This is a genomic window from Streptomyces tendae (genome assembly GCF_008632955.1).
Taxonomy (GTDB): Bacteria; Actinomycetota; Actinomycetes; order Streptomycetales; family Streptomycetaceae; genus Streptomyces.
The window spans coordinates 240,221-259,592 of sequence record NZ_CP043960.1; the positions used below are offsets into that span (position 1 = coordinate 240,221).

At 67.3% G+C, this 19,372-nt stretch carries 14 protein-coding genes and 4 pseudogenes; 10 read left to right on the forward strand and 8 right to left on the reverse strand.

The genetic code is table 11. From position 1 onward, the window contains the following. Nucleotides 1-80 precede the first annotated feature (80 nt). Together F3L20_RS32780 and F3L20_RS32785 are read left to right on the forward strand one after the other, a co-directional pair. The gene (locus F3L20_RS32780; protein WP_150157721.1) at nucleotides 81-2,375 is read left to right on the forward strand and encodes an amino acid adenylation domain-containing protein; all 2,295 of its coding nucleotides are present in this window, start codon (nucleotides 81-83) and stop codon (nucleotides 2,373-2,375) included. An 80-nt stretch (nucleotides 2,376-2,455) separates the two neighbouring features. Beyond that, a complete protein-coding gene (locus F3L20_RS32785; protein WP_150157722.1) occupies nucleotides 2,456-3,184 on the forward strand; it encodes a hypothetical protein in 729 nt (242 codons plus the stop codon). A gap of 566 nt (nucleotides 3,185-3,750) precedes the next feature. Here F3L20_RS32785 and F3L20_RS32790 read toward each other — a convergent pair. After that, nucleotides 3,751-3,993 (reverse strand): hypothetical protein, encoded by a 243-nt coding sequence (locus tag F3L20_RS32790; protein ID WP_150157723.1) that lies wholly within the window; start codon nucleotides 3,991-3,993, stop codon nucleotides 3,751-3,753. A 405-nt stretch (nucleotides 3,994-4,398) separates the two neighbouring features. Here F3L20_RS32790 and F3L20_RS32795 point away from each other — a divergent pair, with 405 nt between their 5' ends. Beyond that, a complete protein-coding gene (locus F3L20_RS32795) occupies nucleotides 4,399-7,440 on the forward strand; it encodes an AfsR/SARP family transcriptional regulator (protein ID WP_150157724.1) in 3,042 nt (1,013 codons plus the stop codon). A gap of 45 nt (nucleotides 7,441-7,485) precedes the next feature. On the opposite strand, the gene F3L20_RS32800 is transcribed toward F3L20_RS32795, so the two are convergent. Next, nucleotides 7,486-8,355, reverse strand: coding sequence for a class I SAM-dependent methyltransferase (locus tag F3L20_RS32800; RefSeq protein ID WP_150157725.1), 870 nt, complete (start codon nucleotides 8,353-8,355; stop codon nucleotides 7,486-7,488). Nucleotides 8,356-8,693: 338 nt separating this feature from the next. Between F3L20_RS32800 and F3L20_RS32805 the strand changes: the two are divergent. Together F3L20_RS32805 and F3L20_RS32810 are read left to right on the forward strand one after the other, a co-directional pair. Next, a pseudogene (locus F3L20_RS32805) lies at nucleotides 8,694-9,452 on the forward strand (transposase family protein). A 128-nt stretch (nucleotides 9,453-9,580) separates the two neighbouring features. Then, nucleotides 9,581-10,074: pseudogene (locus F3L20_RS32810) on the forward strand (hypothetical protein). Here F3L20_RS32810 and F3L20_RS32815 read toward each other — a convergent pair. Continuing rightward, nucleotides 10,040-10,822, reverse strand: a complete 783-nt coding sequence (locus tag F3L20_RS32815) for an IS5 family transposase (protein ID WP_150157726.1) — start codon at nucleotides 10,820-10,822, stop codon at nucleotides 10,040-10,042. The pseudogene F3L20_RS32810 and the gene F3L20_RS32815 overlap by 35 nt on opposite strands. 936 nt (nucleotides 10,823-11,758) lie before the next feature. Between F3L20_RS32815 and F3L20_RS32820 the strand changes: the two genes are divergently transcribed. Both F3L20_RS32820 and F3L20_RS34220 read left to right on the forward strand, forming a co-directional pair. Beyond that, nucleotides 11,759-12,127: a helix-turn-helix domain-containing protein gene (locus tag F3L20_RS32820; RefSeq protein ID WP_240810986.1), complete on the forward strand. Its 369-nt coding sequence runs from the start codon at nucleotides 11,759-11,761 to the stop codon at nucleotides 12,125-12,127. A 344-nt stretch (nucleotides 12,128-12,471) separates the two neighbouring features. Further along, complete coding sequence (locus F3L20_RS34220) at nucleotides 12,472-12,636, forward strand: hypothetical protein (protein ID WP_167534746.1); 165 nt, start codon at nucleotides 12,472-12,474, stop codon at nucleotides 12,634-12,636. 1,176 nt (nucleotides 12,637-13,812) lie between these two features. Here the strand turns inward: F3L20_RS34220 and F3L20_RS34225 are convergent. Both F3L20_RS34225 and F3L20_RS35790 read right to left on the reverse strand, forming a co-directional pair. Then, a complete protein-coding gene (locus F3L20_RS34225) occupies nucleotides 13,813-14,013 on the reverse strand; it encodes a peptidoglycan-binding domain-containing protein (protein WP_167534747.1) in 201 nt (66 codons plus the stop codon). A 689-nt stretch (nucleotides 14,014-14,702) separates the two neighbouring features. Continuing rightward, nucleotides 14,703-15,266, reverse strand: a complete 564-nt coding sequence (locus F3L20_RS35790) for a peptidoglycan-binding domain-containing protein (RefSeq protein ID WP_150157729.1) — start codon at nucleotides 15,264-15,266, stop codon at nucleotides 14,703-14,705. A gap of 316 nt (nucleotides 15,267-15,582) precedes the next feature. Between F3L20_RS35790 and F3L20_RS32835 the strand changes: the two genes are divergently transcribed. After that, entirely contained in the window at nucleotides 15,583-16,551 is a 969-nt protein-coding gene (locus tag F3L20_RS32835; RefSeq protein WP_150157730.1) for a helix-turn-helix domain-containing protein, read from the forward strand. Nucleotides 16,552-16,594: 43 nt separating this feature from the next. On the opposite strand, the pseudogene F3L20_RS35795 reads toward F3L20_RS32835, so the two are convergent. Continuing rightward, nucleotides 16,595-16,925: pseudogene (locus F3L20_RS35795) on the reverse strand (transposase); the annotation flags it as partial. Nucleotides 16,926-16,954: 29 nt separating this feature from the next. On the opposite strand from F3L20_RS35795, the pseudogene F3L20_RS32840 reads away from it, so the two are divergent. Both F3L20_RS32840 and F3L20_RS32845 read left to right on the forward strand, forming a co-directional pair. Then, a pseudogene (locus F3L20_RS32840) lies at nucleotides 16,955-17,371 on the forward strand (telomere-associated protein Tap); the annotation flags it as partial. Continuing rightward, on the forward strand, nucleotides 17,361-17,759 hold the full coding sequence (locus F3L20_RS32845; RefSeq protein WP_150157731.1) for a hypothetical protein: 399 nt from the start codon (nucleotides 17,361-17,363) through the stop codon (nucleotides 17,757-17,759). The pseudogene F3L20_RS32840 and the gene F3L20_RS32845, both read left to right, overlap by 11 nt. A 77-nt stretch (nucleotides 17,760-17,836) precedes the next feature. On the opposite strand, the gene F3L20_RS32850 is transcribed toward F3L20_RS32845, so the two are convergent. Both F3L20_RS32850 and F3L20_RS32855 read right to left on the reverse strand, forming a co-directional pair. Next, complete coding sequence (locus F3L20_RS32850) at nucleotides 17,837-18,244, reverse strand: NUDIX domain-containing protein (protein ID WP_346768134.1); 408 nt, start codon at nucleotides 18,242-18,244, stop codon at nucleotides 17,837-17,839. Between the two features lie 336 nt (nucleotides 18,245-18,580). Further along, nucleotides 18,581-19,351, reverse strand: coding sequence for a transposase (locus F3L20_RS32855; protein ID WP_150157733.1), 771 nt, complete (start codon nucleotides 19,349-19,351; stop codon nucleotides 18,581-18,583). Nucleotides 19,352-19,372: the final 21 nt, after the last annotated feature.

A 19,372-nucleotide genomic window follows, 5' to 3' on the forward strand; every position in this document is an offset into this window, starting at 1 on the left:
GGATCCGACCGCCGCACGGCGCACCAGCGGAGACATCTGAGCCCGTTGGATCAGACACCCCCCGGCTCCTCGACGTCTGCGTGTTCTCAGGAGCGGCGCACGACAGCCGCACCGGCCGGGAGGACGTCGACGTCCCCCTGTCCGCCGAGGCGACCGCCGCACTCGTCCGGATGTCTCACGGCGGCGACGGCACGGCACTCGATGTCCTTGTCGCGGCCGTGGCCGTCCTGCTGCGTCGCTACCACGGTGGCGGCCCTGTCGCCCTGGACGTGCCGGTTGCCGACCCCGGCAGGGCCGAGGACACCGGCACAACCTGCCTGGTCGTCCGGTTCGACCGCGCGGACACCTTCCAGGACGTGCTCCAGGAGGTGCGAGACCTCCTGGCCGCATCGCGCAACGGTGCCGGGGGTTCGCCCGACGCCGGGGCACCCGCCCCCAACGGTCGGTCCGCCGGAGCCGACGTGCTCGTGGGCCTTGGCTCTGCCGGGGCCGCGACGGCCGACCACGACGTGGCCGTCCTCCTGGGCCGCCGCGGTGAGGGCACACTGCGGATCAGCAGTCCGAGCGGAAGGGTCCCGGGGTGGTTCCGCGGCGGCATCGGCGCCCACCTGGTGAGCCTGATCGCCCGGTTCGAGGACGGCGGCCGGCCGACCTCGTCCGTGGACGAGGTGGTACGTGAGCACGTGGAGGACGCTGTCCGCGGGTTCAACGCGACGGAACGGGACTTTGACACGGATCCCACCGTCCTGGACCTGTTCCGGGAGCGGGTCCGCCGTACCCCCGGGGCCGAGGCGGTCATCAGTGCGTCGCGCACCCTGTCCTTCGCCGACCTCCACCGTCAGTCCCTGGGCGTCGCACGGGAACTCCGCGGGCGGCTCGGACTGTCCAGAGGCGACGTCGTCGCCGTCCTGACGGCCAGGGACCACTGCGCGGTCACCGCGGTGCTCGGCATCATGGAAGCCGGTGCGCTGTACCTCCCGCTCCACCCCGAGTGGCCGCAGGACAAGATGCGGTACGTCCTGGCGCAGGCCGGCGCCCGGGCACTCGTCGTGCACGAGCGCCACGCCGGTGCCGCCACGGCCGCCTTGGGGGTGCCGTCACTGGTGCTCGCGCCGGAGGACGGCGCGGGGACGCCGGATGCGGAGGTATCGCACGACGAGGCAGCGCACACGCGTGCCGCCGCGCCCGGCCCCGCGGCTCCCGGTGCCCCGGGGCCCGATGACATCGCGTACATCGTGTTCACCTCCGGGACCACGGGTGTGCCGAAGGGGGTGGCGGTCGCCCACCGGGGCCTGACCAACACCGTGCTCGACCACATCGAGCGCTTCGCACTGACCCCCACAGACCGCTACCTGCAGTTCATGGCGGCCTCCTTCGACGGGTTCCTGCTCGATACCTTCTCCACCCTGTGCGCCGGCGCCGCGCTCGTTATCGCCGACGAGGACACGATCCGTGATCCCGGCGCTCTCATGGCGTGGACCAACGAACACCGGGCGACGGTCTCCACGATCACCCCGTCATACCTCAGACTCCTCGACCCCGCCCGGCTGGCCGGTCTGCGGATCCTGGTCTCGGCGGGTGAGGCGATCAGCCCGGAGCTGGCCGCCCGTCTCGCACGGCACACGACGCTCTACAACGGGTACGGTCCCACCGAGACGACGATCAACGCGACCCTGCACCGCTTCGATCCACACCGAGGCGAAAGGTCCGTGCCGATCGGTGGCCCGAGCGCCAACAAGAAGATGTACGTCGTGGACGACCGGCTGCGCCAGCAGCCCCTGGGGGTCGTTGGCGAGATCTGCATCGCGGGCGCAGGCCTGGCCGCCGGGTACGTGGGCGACGAGCGGCTCACGGGCGAGAAGTTCGTGCCGAACCCCTTCCCCGGAGGTCCGCGGCTCTACCGGACCGGTGACTACGGAGCCTGGACGCCGCAGGGCGAGCTGCTCTTCCGGGGACGGTCGGACAACCAGGTCAAGGTCAACGGCTACCGGATCGACCTCAAGGAACTGGAGGACGCTCTTCGCACCCATCCCGCTGTCGCCGACGGCTTCGCCACGACCTGTACGGGTCGAGGCGCCACCGAGATCGCCGTCTTCTTCCGGAGCGACACACTCGACGAGGAGGCGGTCCGACGGCACCTGGCGTCCGCGGTCGCCGAATACATGCAGCCGCACCGCGTCGTCGCGGTCCCCGACTGGCCGCTCACCGTGCACGGCAAGACGGACGGTGCCGCCCTGCGTCAGCTGTTGCGGCACCAGGACGACGCACGGGAGAAGACCATCCAGCGGCTGGCACGGTGGCTGGACGAACGCGCCACGCCCACGGCCGCCCCGGCCACGGCGACCGCCGACGAGGCCCCGGTTCACACGACGTGACGTCATGCCACAGATGCCGCGGGCGACGGCGACCACCTCCCCCACCTTCTTCGTGAATGCACCGATTCAAGGAGTGACCCGTGACCGACGCCCAACTGCCCCACAGCTTCGACGACGAGGACCGCGGCACGTGGAGTCTGCTGATGGAGAGCTGCCGCACCCGTCTGCGGCAGCACGGCTGCGCACAGGCCCGAGCCGGCTTCGAAGCACTGGAGCTGAGCGAACATATCGAAAGCATGCATGCCGTGGACAAGCGGCTCCACGACCTGTCCGGCTGGCACATGCAGCCGGTCGAAGGGCTGGTGTCGGACCAGCACTTCTACGGTCTACTGCGCAACAAGCACTTCCCCACCGCGCCCACCATGCGCAAGCGGTCCGAACTGGAGTTCGCGGAATTCCCCGATCTCTTCCACGACGTGGTCGGTCACCTGCCGATCCTCGTCGACCGCGCGTACGGCGACTTCCTCACTGGCTTCGCGGGCATCGCCCTACGGCATCTCGACAGCGAACCGGTCATGAAGGCCCTGGCCCGCTTCTACTGGTTCACCACCGAAACCGGCCTCGTCGAGGAGGATGGCGGCACCAAGATTCTCGGCGGCGCCATCCTCACCTCGAGTGCGGAGGCGGCCAACGCCATGGGTGACCCGGCCCGCCGAACCGCTCTGACGGTCTCCGAGGTCTTTGCCACGGACTACGACATCTTCGACCTTCAGCAGAAGTACTTCGTCGCCTCGTCCTACGAAGCCCTGCTGAGCGTGCTCGACGAACTAGAGGAGGCCGCGCAGGCCCTGCGGGCCAGCCACGTCTGAGCACCGGCCGTCCACGCACACCCGGACGGAGTGACTGCCGCGGCTCACCAGCACCGTGGTGACTGGCCGGTCCCGTTCCTCATGAGGGTGACGGGGCCTGAGGAGTGTGCCGCCACCCGGGACCGCTCGCGGACCCTGGCCGACGTGCGCGGGCCAGCTCGCCGTACCGGCGCGGCCTGCTCCGCCCGGCGGTATACCGCCACGCGACACGATTGGTGGCGGTCCGCCGCACGTGCCCCTCGGAGAAGCCGAGCAGCCGCGGACGCTGCTGGGAGCCGGGCCGCAGATCGCTGCGCTTCGGGGTTGGGTGCTTCCCGGCCACGGCGCGGTACGGACGGTCCGTCGGCCGCAAGACGTGGAGTGGGAGATCGTCGTCCTCGATCTGCTGCCGACCGCCGCGGAACAGTGCTTGAGATGCCGCTGGGTGCGGTAGCCGGCAGGCTTACGCGGCTGTGCGTGCTGCCTCGCGCACGACCGGAGCCAGCCGGGCGCGGGGCAGCACGCGTGTCGGTGACGCGGGATTAGGCGTCTCAGGCTTCATTGCCGCCGGAGACATCATGCCGGGTTCAGCCGCCCTCGCTGTTCCAGTCCGTGGCTTCGCCGTCGCCGGCCGAGCCGTCGGTCGCAGAGGCCGGAGTGGAGGCGGACGGGACGGCCACCGAGGCAGGGGACCCGGCCTGGAACGGGGCGGACGGCGCGCATCCGATGGTGCCATGACCCACGAAGCCAGCAAGTGACAGCATGCCTGCGGCGAGGACGGCGGTGACGTCCCGGACGACGGGGCGGAGGTTGTGCGGGGAGCGGGTCATTGCGGGGCCTACCTTCCTCAGTGGAGCGGAGTGACGGCATAACCGTCGCAAGCCTCGATCAGCGGTCGAGCAGAGTTCGATGAGCGCGCCCATCTACGCCGGATCACCGGCCGGTCGTCATGGTTGCCGAGGGTCTGACATCGATCCTGCCGATTCTTACCGCACGCAGTCGGGCTGCACGACCTCGGGCGCTGCTGGCATAACCGGCTCACGCTCCACCGGGGCGATCAATCGGGGCTTACGCACCCAACCGGACAGATCTTCGCAAGCGCAGCCCCGGAGCCACCAGCAAACCCGGCTTTGCCCTGTGGGCGGACTTGGATTATCGGAAAATGTGCCTGATGGTGTTCATGCGAGACACCACATCGTCGTCCCGACACCGGACAGTTCGTCGACAGGGGAATCGTGGCACACATCACGGCGTCCGTACTGGGCCCGCTGCGCGTCAACCGTGGCGATAACGATGTCAATCTGGGCAGTCCGCAGCAGCAGGCCATGTTTGCCGCGCTCCTTATGAGGCCAGGCCGGTCGGCGACGGCGGTGGACCTCGTTGAGGCGCTGTGGGGCGAGGAAGGCCCGGCCTCCGCTGTAACCACCTTGCGCACCTACGCCTGGCGGTTGCGCAAGGCGCTGGAAGCGAACGGCGCCTATCCTCGTATTCTGCAGTCGGTCGGTGACGGGTACCAACTGGAGTTGCCCGACGACCACGTCGACTACCGCCGGGCCGAGGAGTACGCCCGAGCGGCCGAACTGGCTCGCCGCGAAGACAAACCTGCCCGTGCCTACGAAGCGATCGAGGCCGCGCTGCTGCTGTGGCAGGGGGAACCACTCGCGGCGGTTCCCGGGCCATTCGCCGCCAGCCAGCGACGCCGACTAAACGAACTGCGCCTGTCGCTGATGGAGGAACGTATAGACGTAGGACTCGAACTGGGACTCAGTAGCAGCTACGTTGCCGAACTCCACTCGCTGATCGACCAGCACCCCTTGAGGGAACGTCTCTATTGCCTGCTGATGCGTGCACAGTCCCTGGCCGGGCGACGGGCCGAGGCGCTGGCGACCTACCGCGACGCGCGCAGAGTGCTCATCGACGAGCTCGGGGTCGAAGCCGGACCCGAACTCACGGACCTACACCAGCGTATATTGAGCGGAGACAAGGAACTCGTGCCGGAGCGCCGGGGGGAGAGTGTTGCGAAGCCGAAGCCGGCGCCTGCCGCCCCCCCAGCGGATGCGTCCGAGTCCGTCCTCACGGAGCGAGCGGCTGGCGACGACCCACCTGCCCGGCGGGAGCCGCCCAGGCAACTCCCGCCCCAGCCGTGCGACTTCCTAGGCCGGTCCCACCTGGCGACGACCCTGGCTTCCGCGCTGACCGTGGAGAAGCGCTTTGCCCCGCCGGTCGTCGTCCTCGTCGGCATGGGAGGCGTCGGCAAATCCGCTCTGGCCCTGCATGTGGCGCACCACATCAGCGAAGCGTATCCGGACGGCCAGCTGTACGCGGAACTGCGGTCAGGCGACGGTGACGCCGTGAGACCCGAGATCGTTCTGGGTGCCTTCCTCACGGCGCTCGGTGTGCGGCAGGACCAGATTCCAGAGTCGCTGCAGGAGCGGAGCGCGCTGTTCCGGACCATGGTCGGCCACCGGCGCATGCTCATCGTCCTGGACGACGCCCAGTGGGCTGGACAGGTCTGCCCGCTGCTGCCGGGTGAGGCCAACTGCGGTGTCCTCATCACCAGCCGCACCCGCCTGAGTGGTCTGCCTGCGGCCCTGCAGACCGAACTCGGGGTGTTCCACCCATCGGAGGCGGTGGATTTGATGGCCCGCATCATCGGCTCGGAACGAGTGAAGGCAGAGCCGGAAGCCACCCTGAAGCTCATGGAATCCTGCGGGTTCCTGCCGCTGGCCGTTCGTATCGTGGCTGCCAGGCTCGCCGCCCGCCCGACCTGGTCCATCGAGTCGCTCGTCGTCCGGCTGTCCGACGAGCGCAAACGGATCGACGAACTGAGGGTCGGCGACATGACCATCGCCGCCGCCTTCGACCTCACTTTCCGCCAGCTCAGTCGGACACAGGCGCACGGTCTGTGCCTGGTGTCATCCATCGCCGCCCCGGAGCTGTCGCTGAGCTCCGCGGCAGCCGCGCTGGACGTCGACGAAGGGACGGCCGAGGCGTTGCTGGAGTCACTGGTCGACGCCGCGATGCTCGAGTCGCCGTCGGCCGGCAGATACCGCTTCCACAGTCTGCTGCGCTCGTTCGCCCGCCACAGAAGGCTGCCCGGCACGGAGCTGCTGGCGGTGCGGCGGCTCCTGGATTCTCTGCTGGCCACCACGGTGCACGCGTTCGGGCAAGTCGTCGTCGGCGATCCCGTCCAGGACACCCTGGCGCGGAGCTCGAAACCCGGTATTCGGTTCACCACTGTGGCCGAGGCCCGTGCCTGGGCCATGGCCGAGGCGGAGACCGTGTTGTCACTGGCCGCGCAAGTGGCGCGTGGCGTGAGGACCGGCTCTTTGAGCGGTGGGGAGGACGACTTCCCGGATAGCCTGCTGCGTTCGGCCATCGACATGCTCATCGCCTTCAGTGCCTTCCAGGCCGATGTGGGCGTCGCTGCCTGGGCGGAGGTCACCGAACTTCTCACCGCCACCGCCGAACGGTGTTCCGACAACCAGGCGGAGGGGCGTGCACGCTTCCTGGAGGGCACCATCGCACTAGCCATGGGCCGCTTCGCGCGGGCGCGCGAGCAGGCGACCACGGCCATCCGGCTCTGCCGGGCATCGGGTGACCTGGTGATTCTCCAGCAGGTACTCAACGACCTCGGTCTGGAAACGCACATGAGGGGTGATCTAGAGAACGCCCTCCACCATTACCAGGAGGCGATCGTCCTTTCCCGGCGTATGGGGCATCGCGCTGGTGAGATCACCACCAGGCTGAATAGTGCACTTCTGTATGTCAACAAAGGGGTGCTCGGTGAGGCATTGTGCATCTGCGAGGAGGTCCTGTCGAAGGGCGCGGACCTGAGCCACTCCGCGGAGGCGTACGCCTACTACATCCTCGGCCTCGCTCGTTACGCGGGCGGTGACTTCCGGGAAGCCGCCGAGTGGCAGGAGAAGGCGCTGGCGTTGTGCCTCGCCGCCCGGCTGCCTGTGAGGGAGGCACAGGTGCGCTTTCGGTTGGCCGACGCCCTCAGGGAGCTGGGAGAGCTGGACCGTGCGGTAGAGGAGGCCGAGCGGAGCGTCGTCCTCTGCGAGCAGGCGGGGAACCTTCGTCATCACCATCTCGCTCTCCTGGTGCTAGGGCATGTTCATGTAGCCCTCGGTCACTTGGACGAGGCCCGGACGCATCTCGTCCGGGCTCATGAATCCCTGGCTGCGCTGGGTGTACCCGAAGCGGAGCGAGCCGCCGCCCTGTTAACCCGCCTGGAGCGCAACTTCGCTGGTTCCGGCCGGGTACCAGTGTGATGGCACGGTGCTGAGGTCCGTCCGGTGAGCGACGAGGCGGGCGGATCAGTCTCCGGACGGCTTTCTGCGCGATGCCACGGCCAAAAGATTGGCACCCCGCGATCCCGCGTCGGGATCGATCAGCAATTCGATCTCCATGGCGAGTACCTTGCGGAAGAACGTCTCATCGCGCAGGAGTTCCTCGGCGGATCTCAACGATGGCGAGGCTGCGCCTAGGGGAGTCGGATAGATGAGACACGGGAAGCCTGTGAGGAGATCGACGGTGAGCTTCGCAGAGAGGTGCAGCATGCGAACTTCTCCGGGTGTGAACAGGTGTCCGTAAGGTTTTTCGTTGGCCTCCCACGAGAGGCCGGACAGACTCTTGCGGGCACGATCGGCGTCTCCGACACTCAGGTCCCCATACGCGGCGTGCCAACGGCTGGGCATCACCGACACCAGCAAGCCGTGATCCGACAGAAGGGGGACGAGGGAACCGAGGACAAGTTCCGGGGAGTGGAAGAAGCCCAGTAGGTGGTGGGTGTTGATGATGAGGTCGAACCTCATCCCGGCCAACAGCGCGCCCGCTTGGTCGACGTCGCCTCTGATGTGGCGGACCCTGTCGAGGTAACCGTGGGAACGTGCACGTTCCTCGGCATGCCTCACCATACCCGCGCTCACGTCGAGCAGGACACCCGAGCTTTCCTGGCACGTCGTGGCAATCCGCGCCGACCACCGTCCGGTCCCGCCGCCTACGTCGAGGAAAGTGAACTTGTCGGGCAGTCGCGGGAACACCGACAGGTTCAACGCTTCCGAGAGTAGAACGTCCGTCAGGCGCTCGTAAGATCCGTGAGCTTCTGTGTCGTAGGTGGCAGCTTTGGCTTCGAAATATCTTCTGGCATGTGCTAACTGGTTGAACACGGCATTCTTCATCATCATCCCCACTGCGTCGAAGTGAAGCCGGTGCGTACCCCGACGCGTCCCCAAGGTAACTCGGCTCGACTGCGCCCCACAACCGAACTTCTGAAATCAGCAATGTGACCCGGCGGTTGACCACCAGGATGTCTGTGGCTTCCGGGCCCTTGTCATCAACCGGTCCGGCATGAGGCGGTTCTTTGCCGCTGTGTCCACCACCGAGATGCCCGATCTCTGAGGCTCGATACCCGCTGAGCCCTTTTCAACCTGGCGACTGAGCACGTCAGTTGGACTGACAGGCAAGTGAAGCCCCTGGTAGATGGGTTTTCGACCAAGAAATCCGTCTCCACCAGAGGCTTCGTGTGTTTGTCTACCCGTCGGGTGTCGACGTGTCCAGTTCTGCCCTGCGCTTCCTGTCCGCCAAGCTCCGTTGGGAGCTCGGTACCCGATGGCGGCGCCTGAGCCCGGGCCAGCAAGCCCTGCTCACTCTCGCCCACCTTCGCAACGGCCACCCGTACGCCCAGCTCGCAGCCGGTTTCGGCATCGGGACCACGACGGCCTACCGGTACGTCGCCGAGGCCGTCGAGCTACTGGCCGCCCTCGCCCCGACTCTCGCGGAAGCGGACCGGACGGCATCGACGAAGGCTTTCGTGCTGCTGGACGGCACCCTGCTGCCGATCGACCGGATCGCCGCGGACCGCCCCTCCTATTCCGGCAAGCACAAGAAGCACGGGATGAACGTGCAGGTCCTAACCGCTCCGTCCGGCCGGCTACTGTGGGCGTCGCCGGTTCTGCCCGGAGCCGTCCACGATGCCCGGGCCGCCCGTGAACACGGCATCATCGCCGCCCTCACGGACGCCGGCATCACCTGCTGGGCCGACAAGGGATACCGAGGCGCCGGGGGCACGGTCCGGTTCCCGTACTGGGGACGTTGGGAGAACCTTTCCACAGGCCAGAAGGCCGTCAACCGGTCTCAGGCAAAAATCCGAGCCCTGGTCGAGTAGGCCGTCGCCACCCTCAAGTCCTGGCGGCTCCTCCGCAAGCTGCGGTGCTCGACCACCCGCATCACGAGCCTCGTCCAAGCCGTCCTGACCCTGCATTTGACCAGCTCAGGCCGATGATGGAAAGGCCCACTGAGAAGCTGTTGTCTTTCCGAGAGTGCGGGTGTGTTTCCGCTGGTCAGGTGTAGGGGTGGTGTTTCGGCGGGAGGGACGGGTTGTTGTGTCGTCTCTTCGGTGGAGGTGCCGGGATGCCGTCGGTGATGGGGCTGCTGGAGGAGCGCGAACGCGTCGCTCGGCAGCGGGTGGATGCTCTCCAGGCCGAGCTGCGGGAAGCGGAGGCGGTGTGGGAGCGGTTCGTGATTGCCCGTGAGACGGTGGGTGAGGTTCTGGCGGAGCCTCGCGGAAGCGAGGACGTGGCGCCGGTCGTGGTGGCCGGTGAACGGCCGGTGCAGGTCAGGCAGGCGGTGCCCGGCTCAGTGGTGCCTCACTGGAGGAAGGGCTCGCCCCGGCGGTTCTCGCGCCGGACTACCAGCGGATCATGGCCGTGCTGGCCGGCGGGAACGAGATGCGCGGGGAGGCGATGGACTGTCGTCAACTCGCGGTCGGCCTCGGGCTGGAGCCGGTCCCGGCGAAGGTGGAAGGGGTGCGGTCGAAAGCCAAGCGGCTGGCCGCGCGGGGCTGGCTGGCGGAGGAACGTCCGGGGCTGTTCAGCGTGCCCGTCGGGCGAGGCGGCGGCTCATGACCGTGCTCATCGCCCACTTGATCACTGCCTCCGAGGTGTCGGTGCGCGTCTCGTAGTCGCGGGCCAGCCGGCGTGAGTGCATCAGCCACGCGAACGTGCGCTCCACCAGCCACCTCTTCGGCAGCACGGTGAAACCGCTGGTGTCGTCGCTGCGTCTGACCACGGTCAGCACGATCCGCCAGGCATCGCGGGCGAGGTCGACCAGGCGTCCGGTGTAGCCTCCGTCGGCCCACACCCGCGTGACGCGCCAGTGCCGCTCACGCAGCCGGGCCAGGAGTGTCTGCCCCGCGTCCCGGTCGGTGGCCGAGGCCGCGGTCACCATCACGGTCAGCAGCAGTCCGAGGGTGTCCACCACGATGTGCCGCTTGCGGCCGTTGACCTTCTTCCCGCCGTCGAATCCCCTGGTCGCGCTCGGCACCGACGCGGCTGCCTTCACCGACTGCGCATCGATGATGCCGGCCGTCGGCTCCGGATCCCGGCCCGCGGCCCGGCGGACCCGGTCGCGCAGCCGGTCGTGGAACTCGGCGGTCAGGCCCTTGTCCCGCCAGCGCCGGAAGAAGGCGTAGACGCGGTCCCACGCGGGGAAGTCCGCAGGCATCGCCCGCCAGGTGATACCGCCCGCGACCAGATAGCGCACCGCATCGACCATCTGCCGGTGACAATAGCTCTCCGGTTGCCCACCGCGGCCCTCGAGCCAGCAGGGAACCGGCATCGCGTCACGTACGACGGCCCACTCCGCGTCGCTCATGTCGGACGGATACCTCGGTCGCCTGTACGGCCGGTCCGCGGCGTTCCCGAACCGGTGAGCGAGACAATCACACGACGGGGACGCCGAGTTGGACGCCATCGACGCCGGCACGGAAGACTGCAGCACCAGGGGCCTCCTGTTGCTCGTTTGGATTCGACACCCTCGAGCTGTGCGGGAGGCCCCGCTTTCATGCCCGGTCGGCCACGAGATCACCCGACCGAGTCGACGACCTCGAACTCACGCTCACCAAGATCGATAGAACAACAGCTTCTGAGTGGGCGTATTTCGTGGAATTGAGTCGCTTGAGTCGCTTGAGTCGCTTGAGGCGGTCGAGCTGGATGCCCAACACGTTTTCTGGTCATGTGCGTGGTCAACGGCCTGGGAAGGCGGGCAGTGGGCTCGTCATCGGCACCGCTGTAAGCGGATGATCCGGGTATTCTAGGTTCTTCGTTCCACGCTCCCATCGTGTGAGCACTGGTTGGTGCACTTTCGCTCGTGGGTCTCGAGGAAGTCGATTTCCCAGAAATTGGATTCGCTGCCTCTACGGGGCACGGTCTGATCATCCGCGTGGATAGTTGCTGAAACGACGGATATCTCTTACCACGCGGTGGGCCGGAGCGGATGAAATCGGCCAGGCGGGATGTCAGGGGATCGCGGCCGGCGGGTCGGGGGCGACGATTCGATTCGCTGGCGACGGCCCTGATCGGGCGACTGCGGATTCCCTGCCCTGCAGGCGCCCAGTCCGAGCGGTCCGACAGGCAGACAAGCCGTGTGTGATCCGGCGCTGATCGGCCGTCGATCCGGCACCTCGACAATCGTCCGGTCAGCACCTTCCGAGCAGACGAGGGCCAGCGCATGGCGCTTCACTTTGGACTCCGCCCCGGAGTCGTATGGTCACCGACTCGGACGGCCGACGTGGGTTCGAGAGGCGGATCGATGGGCGCGCGCCCGGAGGAGACGCCTGTCGACCAGCGTGACTGCGGACTGCTGCTGAGCCCCAGGGAGCACAGGCTAATTTCGCTGCTATGGGCCGGACACACGGACGCCAGCGCCGCCCACCGGATGGGAATCAGCCCTCGAACGGTTACCAACATCCTGCGCTCACTGATGGACCGCACAGGGGTGAACAACCGTTTCCAACTGGGTGTTGTCCTCGGTAGCCACTTCGCGCTGAGGCACACACCAGATATGCGCGCGCCTGATGACGGCCCGGCAAATGCCGGGCCGTCATCATCACTCGGTGCTTGCCAGGACACGTCACGCGAGGAGTACTGCCCGGTGGGCTCTGTGGTGGGGATGGCTTGAAGAAGGACGGGCCGGCGGAGTCGTTCGCGGGGCTGGATAGTGTCAAAGACTTGTGGGTGTCCTCCGGGGCGACGTCGGGTGTTCAACCCCCAGTGGGCTGTCCGAGATCGAAGGGCTCTCCCCGCCGACGCGCGGGTGTTCTGAAGTGCGGCCGGTGGTCGGTGTCGCCCTGGCCGCCGTACGAGCGGGCCGCCTTCCCGTCGGCGCACTGACCGCTCGGATCCACGCGGTTCGCCGCTCCGACCGCCTCGACTCGCATACCCAGCCGCATACCCGTCGCTTTGCCCGCCGCTACCCCGAGGCCCAGCCTGCGGTCGACCTGCGGGGACGGGGAGGCTGGCCCTGTGCCGGAACAGGCGACCGACGTCACCACGGTGGAGCAAACCCGCTGGACATTCGAGGCCGTCGCGAAGATGGTCGCCAAGGACCAAGACGGCATCCGGGACCCCGCAGTCGCCCACGACCCGGACACCGAAGTCGAAGGCGGAGAAGAAACGCCAGCAGCGTAGGGGCGGCTCCAGGGCGCCGGGCGTCGTCACTTCATCGCCGGGCAGTCGCATCAACCCGGGTCGCGGATGCACCATGCCACTGCGTGGCTGTGGTGACGATGCGATGCACCCGACCGATGGGGACGATGCACTGCACCCGATACGCCTCGAAAGCGGACACCACTCTGTGTCCGCCGCCCCGAATCCTCAGTCACCTCAACTATCGAATGATATTGAACGTTTGAAGACCGCGCCGAGCTGACCGACCTGCTCGTCAAGCACGTGCGAATCTGCCCACAGGGCTGCTCGCCACCACGGCGACATCGAAGACGAACCGGCAGGCGAAAGGATCCACCGGGTTCATCGCCGACCGCGACGACATCCGCCTGGCCGGCCGCGCCACGGCCCGGTTCGTACTCAAAGACCCCGACGCCGACGCCCCGGCGCAGCCGATCTTCCGCGTCCTGATCGTCACCGGCCGGCTCGCGAACCGCAAGCTCGCCACCCGCCGGGGGAGCGATGAAGGGCGGTGCGGTCAACCGTGTGCAAACTGCTCGTGAGCGCGCCGGGATCCCGTACCTGGGCGGGAAGAAGGTGCGAGCGTCCAGCTTGCGAGCCGGCCCGAACACCGAACGATTGCCGCCGGGTGCCGCGGCGGAAGCGCAACCGGAGAGGCCGCTTTGGCCCCCTGGATCAGTCCCTCCGTGGCACCAGCTGGCCTGACCAGCGAGAACAGCGGAGCTCGTCACCGGACGACAGAGATGCGGAAGGGGATGCTGCCATTCTGCATTGCGGGACTCCACGCTATGGGCATGGGACTTGGGCCACACCTCACGTGGCTCGCCGACGCGGTTTCCGGAGCGGTGAGCTGCGCGGGTGCAGGGGGCGCACGCGCACATCTGCACCCGCGAGGACACGCTAACCAGGCCCAGATCAGGACCAGGACACGGTGGACCTGGCAGGACAACGCAGTAGGTGGCGGGATGGTGCGGCCGGGCGCGTCCGGCGGTGATCCACACCCACTTCGACGTGTCATGCCCGCGTGGAGGTGGGTTGGGCGTGGTGCCGCGTGCCTTGCGCTACGGCTTCGCAACCGCGGTGCTGGACGTCGCACAGGGGAGTCGAGCGGCGTCGCCGCTTCGGCCGAGGACTGGCCGAAGCGGCAACGGACGGCCAGTGCCGACGCTGAACGCGATGTCAGAGGCGGGCGCAGCCCAGCGTGGAACTGTAGTGCTTCATGCTGTCACGGGTGTTCGGGCCGTAGATGCCGTCCGGGAAGAGCCCGTATTTCTCTTGAAGGGCCTCAACGGCGAGGAACGTCTGCGGGCCGTAGAAGCCATCGACGCCAAGGTAGGAGTAGCCCTCGCAATTCTTCAGGCTCCGCTGCAGCGCCTTCACGGCCGGGTTCTCCGTGCTCTGGTTGAGTACCAGTTTGCACGTCAAAGTCTTGGAGCTGCCGTAGGCGGGAACCGTGACGGAGTGACCCGAGGTGATGGAGACAGCCTTGGTAGTGTTACAGGTCGGGTATACGTATGCGCTCGCGGAGGGGGAGGCGGCGACGCCGCAGGCGAGTATGGCCGCTAGGGCACCCAAGGCAGCGAGGGCGCGAGACTTGCGGCGGGAGGAACGAAAGGACATCAGGCTCCTATTGAGAGGTTGTCGGGTAGGCATGTGATTTGATCAGAAATCATGGTGTTTGCTCTGTTTGGCATGTCTACGCCTCGCCCGCGCGATGCAGAGGCGTCCCTATCTGTAGGGGCGAAGACCCGGGTCGGTCGTGGGGGCAGGGGCTTCGGCGGCCGCATGGGTACTCAGGGTGTCCAGCACCTCAGGGTCGGGTCAGCTGATGGCCGGTGGCTCTCCCGCACCTGGCAGCGCAGGAGTTCATGGATCTACTGGTCGCTACCATGGTCCCGCCAGGCTGCGGAGTCCATCGCGCTTTTCGGTCGTTCGGCAGGTGAGTCCACTGACGGCTGGTCCGGGACTGGTGCAGGCGCGACGGAACGGTGCCAGTTCTTCCAGGCCATGAGCACCGCTCGATCAACACCCGCTGTTGGCCCGCCAAGTCGCCTTGGTGTGGCTTGCGCTTACTCACCCCACCGGTCCAGCGAATCAGGGGTATCGGACCGGCACGTTCCGGCTTCGGCGACACCATCAAGCGACACCAGAACCACTTCCGAACTCACGAACCGCCCGCTCTGACTCCCTCTAGCTTCATGCACAACGGACCTTTGCACCTGTCTCGATGCTGTATCGGCCCAGAGGATTGCGTTGCGTGTCACCGGACCGTACTCGCCGTCCTGGCTCACGCCAGCTCTGCCCTGTGCATATTTGAGTGCCGCCTCGGTGGCGGGTCCGAACACCCCGTCAATCGCGATGTTCCTGCCATAGCAGTGCCGCAATGCCTTCTGCAGGGAGGTGACACCGGCACCGGTGCTTCCCTGGGCCATGACGCACGTTGTGTTGGTGTTGCTGGTTGACGGCCTGGTGGTCCAGGTGGTGTCCGCACTCTGCGTCCAGGCGGACGAGGTGCACCACGGGTATGCCGCTGCCGCAGCAGAGGGCGCGGCAGCGAGGGCCCCTCCCAGCGACGCAGCCAACAGCCCTGAAGCAACAAGTGATGTGACGCCGGTACGGGTGCGCGGGAACATTCTCAGCCCTCTCAATGATCCGCAAGCTGCCGGCCAGGTCGGGTCCCCGTCCTCCGGCCTTTCCCACGAACCCTAGGGCCGTTGTGGGCTTCCGACTTTGTTATTCGTGCAGGGAACTTTGTCAGTGGTGCACCTGCCTCAAGCGGACGCCACATCAGGCGAGGGCATGCCGTGCCCGTCGAAGCCGTTGCGTACCGAGAGGGAATCCAGCCACACTGACGTCGGGAACTGCGCATGTGGAGGGGTGACTTGTGGGGGAACGGGCAGCGGTCTTGGCAGGCCGACCTTATGACCGACGCAGAGGAAGGTCTGCCTCGTGAGCACGGTCCTGGACACCGCGTTCATACCGCCGCGGGACCGGGAGGAAGTGGTCCGCAACGCGGTGTGGAAATCCATGGTGGCGGTCGATATCGATCACCGTCCCAGGGCTGAGGACATCTCCGTTCGCATCGGGCTCGGCACCGTCGGGCCCATCAGGATCTGTTCAGCGCGGGCGACCGCGGTCGCTCTCCGTCGGACAGAGCGGCTGGCCCGAGAGGACGAAGAGCCGGCCGTCACTCTCGGTGTGCAGATGACGGGCAGCAGCGTGGTGGTGCAGAACGGTCGCGAGTGCCTGCTGAGGCCGGGGGAATTCGCCGTCTACGAATCGATCGTTCCCTACACGCATCTGTTCGACGAAGGAGTCGACTACCGCTTCATCCGTTTCCCCCGCGCGGCACTAGCGCTCCCCGACCGGTTACTAAGAGACATCACCGCGGTCCCCTTGGGATCCGACAACCCCATTGCGCGCCTTGCCTTCCCCTACTTCTCCCAACTGGCCGTCAGCGACGAATTGCACCAGGGCGTGCATGCCGACGCCGTTGTGGAACCCAGCATCGAGCTCCTCCGTGCCGTCCTGACGTCCCAGTACGGCAACTCCAGCTTGGCCAAGGAGCCGCTGGAAGCGACGCTCGGCTTGCGGATCACTCAATACATTCTGGCCCACCTGGCTGATCCCGATCTATCGGCGGCACGGATCGCCGCCGCACACAACATTTCCGTACGTCACCTCTACGCGGTGCTGTCCCGGTCGGGCATCAGCCTCGGAGACTGGATCCGTACACGCCGCCTGGCCGCATGCAGGCGAGAACTGGCTGGCCCGAGCGGGCGGCTACAGACCATCGCGGCGGTAGGACGGAGATGGGGCTTCGTGGACGCGACCCACTTCAGCAAGGTGTTCAAACAGGCATACGGAATCCCGCCTCGGGCCTGGCGTGACCAGAACCACCCCCGCTCCTCCGTGTGATGGTCTCCGCGCGGCCGCGTTTCGCGTGACCGACCTTGGCGGGCTTGCTGCCGGGCCGTGCGCGGTCGACCGGGCTGGGCCCGCCTTTGGGCCCCGCCGGGCAGCCGCACGTGCGAGGAGCCGGGCACTGCCCGTTCCCAGTCCACCGGGTTCTTCGACCTCAGTTTCTCCAGCAGCCCAGGCGCTGGCCTCGTTCCAGACTCGCAAGGCGCGCCGTCAGCAGGTCATGCCCGAGCCGAAGCCGAGCTCCTGGGGCAGGTGCCTTCACTGGATGCCGGTGTGCAGGACGAACAGGATCCCGCACAGAGGCTGGCGGGGCACCCGCGGCCGCCCTCCACCTGCTTCGGCGGCGGCTCGGGCAACAATGGCTCGATGAGCGGCTACAGTGCGTCCGACGCGATCCATCCGGGCCCCGGCGTTCGATGCGAAGCTGCCCGGCTCGTGGCTGGTCGACCTGTCCCATGTCGACCTGTCCCACGTGAAGGTCGGCAAGGGGTGGGTGGAGCTGGACGGCAGCCTGCTGCCGAGCCCCTTCACGCCGAAGGGCGAGTGTCCTGAGGGGCCGGCCTGGTACGCGACGCCCACCGTCGCGTACGCGGTGGAGCTTGGCTACGAGGTGCGCCCGCTGGAGGCGTGGGTCCGGTACGACAGCGGCCGCTATCTGGACGGCTGGTACCAGCGGCTCCGTGACGCCTACCTTGCCACGATGGCCGACCTCGGAGTCGACGCCGACCTCACCCCGGCCGACTTCCTCGCCGCGATGGACGGCTACAAGGACCACGACCCGGACCTTGCGATCGCCGCGTCCTGTGTCCCGGCGGCCGGTTCGTGTTCAAAATCGGCGGAGGATTCACCCCGCGCAGACCCGGCCCGCTAGTACTTCGCTCGATTCGCTGATCGAGCAGATCGCCACCCGCGACTACTGCGCACCTTCGGCACCGGCCAGCGGCGTTCCCCGGCTGCCGCTCACGGCCGTCACCAGCTACCTGGCCGCCGCCGGGCTGGCGCTGGCCGAGCCGCATATCACGGCCCAGCACACCACCATGGCCGAGCGGAGGGCCTGGCTGTCCATCCCGGTCTTCGCTCGCCCGGAAACCGGCTTCTCCTACGAACAGCAGATGGCGATCGCCTACGCCCAGACTCGTCCCGACGACGTTACGATCATCAGCTGGCTCGTCGTCGCTCGACTCGACAGCCCGCAAGCGTGAACCGAGAAAACCGGCCCGCGCCCGCCGGGTCCCGGACGGCGCATAGAACGAGCCGGTGCAGCGACGGCTGTGCGGGGTCAGCCTGCGCGGGCCGGCCTGCTGACAGCCCGGGCGATGCAGTGGCCGACCAGCCGTTTGGCATCCGCGAGTAGGTACCAGGCGGCGCCGGTCCCTCCGCTTCCTGGATCCGTGTGGTCCGCCGTGAAGACGAACCCGATGTCGAGGTGGTAGTGATCCGGCTCTCCCTTGGTCGGGCGCGCTGGAACACGCCCGTACTCGACATACGCAGGCACCGAATCCGCTAGGGACACTGCCGCAGGGTCGAGGCGGGTCTCTTCGGAGAGCTTGCGCACCGCCGCATCGATCAGCGTGGTGTCCGTCGGCTCGAGATGGCCGCCCCCGGGCTGCAAAGTGATCCCGTAGGCGCGGTGCTCAATCAGCAGGGCCTCGCAGCCACCGCGCGCCAGCAGTGCACCGACCGTCACGTGGATCGGGAAGGGTCCGTGCTGTGACCGAGGATCGTAGTTGGCGGGTGATGGTCTCTTCGGTGCAGGTCGCCAGCAGGCGGAGGGAGCTGGTTGGCGGATGTTGAGGGCGATAGTTGGCGGGCCAGGGTCCGTCTTGGTCACGGTGCGTGACTGATGGTGGCAACCACCTGTCTGGAGTATTCCCCGAGAGCCGTGCAGAGCCAGGAGGCAGGGACGGGTGGCTCTTGCGATTCCCAACGCCTGAGTAGCGTCAGGTGCGGCATGTCTAAGGGTTGTCCCGCAAAGATCTTGAAGTCGCCTCGGGCATGGTGGGCCACTGCGCGGCCCGCAGTCCTATCCGGTGAGAGCGAGGTTGTGCAACCGGGCGATGCCGAGCATGGCGTGGTGGACGCCGTCGCCTTTGAGGCGGCAGTCGCGCAGGATCTTCCAGGTCTTCATGCGGGCGAAGACGTGCTCGACACGGGCTCGGACCTGCTTGTGGGACTTGTTGTGCTGCTCTTTCCAGTCCGGAAGTTCACCTTGGCCATGCTTGCGGCGATGAGGGATGACCAGTCCGGTGCCCGGGTAGCCGCCGTCGGCGATCGTGACCGCGTTGCCGACGGCATCCTTGGCACCTGACTCTTCCCATGCCTTGCAGTCGTTGCGGTTCCCGGCGAGCGGTCGGCCGACCGCAACGACCAGGCGGGTGTCGGCGTCGATGACGACCTGATGGTTGGTGGAGTGCCGGTAGTTCATGTACCGCTCGGCGATCGTGTGGTCACGGGTGGGGACCAGGGTGCCGTCCACGATGAGCACGGTGTCTTTAGCGAACCGCTTGCGGGGCTGGAGTGCTAGCAGGGGTCCAAGGTGGTTGATGACTCGGCCGGCCGTGGACTTCGAGACGCCGAACAGCGGAGCGAGCTGCCGCAACGTCAGATTGGTTCGCCAGTAGGCCGTGACCAGCAGCACTCGGTCCTCCAGCGGCAGACTCCATGGCCGGCCTCGGTGGACCACATCTGCTCCATCGCGCCGCAGCGTGGTCAGCAGTTTGCCGAAGCAGCGCGGGCCCAGCCCCGCGAACGGGGTTATCCAGGACGGCTCCGATGCCGTGATCACACTCGCCACATCATGATCATCACTCAGGCC

Bases quoted from the DNA above. Each gene is read 5' to 3' on its own strand.
- F3L20_RS32800 (WP_150157725.1), bottom strand. From the start codon at position 8,355: ATGATGATGAAGAATGCCGTGTTCAACCAGTTAGCACATGCCAGAAGA.
- F3L20_RS32820 (WP_240810986.1), top strand. From the start codon at position 11,759: ATGGGCGCGCGCCCGGAGGAGACGCCTGTCGACCAGCGTGACTGCGGA.
- F3L20_RS32815 (WP_150157726.1), bottom strand. From the start codon at position 10,822: ATGAGCGACGCGGAGTGGGCCGTCGTACGTGACGCGATGCCGGTTCCC.
- F3L20_RS35790 (WP_150157729.1), bottom strand. From the start codon at position 15,266: ATGTTCCCGCGCACCCGTACCGGCGTCACATCACTTGTTGCTTCAGGG.
- F3L20_RS32790 (WP_150157723.1), bottom strand. From the start codon at position 3,993: ATGACCCGCTCCCCGCACAACCTCCGCCCCGTCGTCCGGGACGTCACC.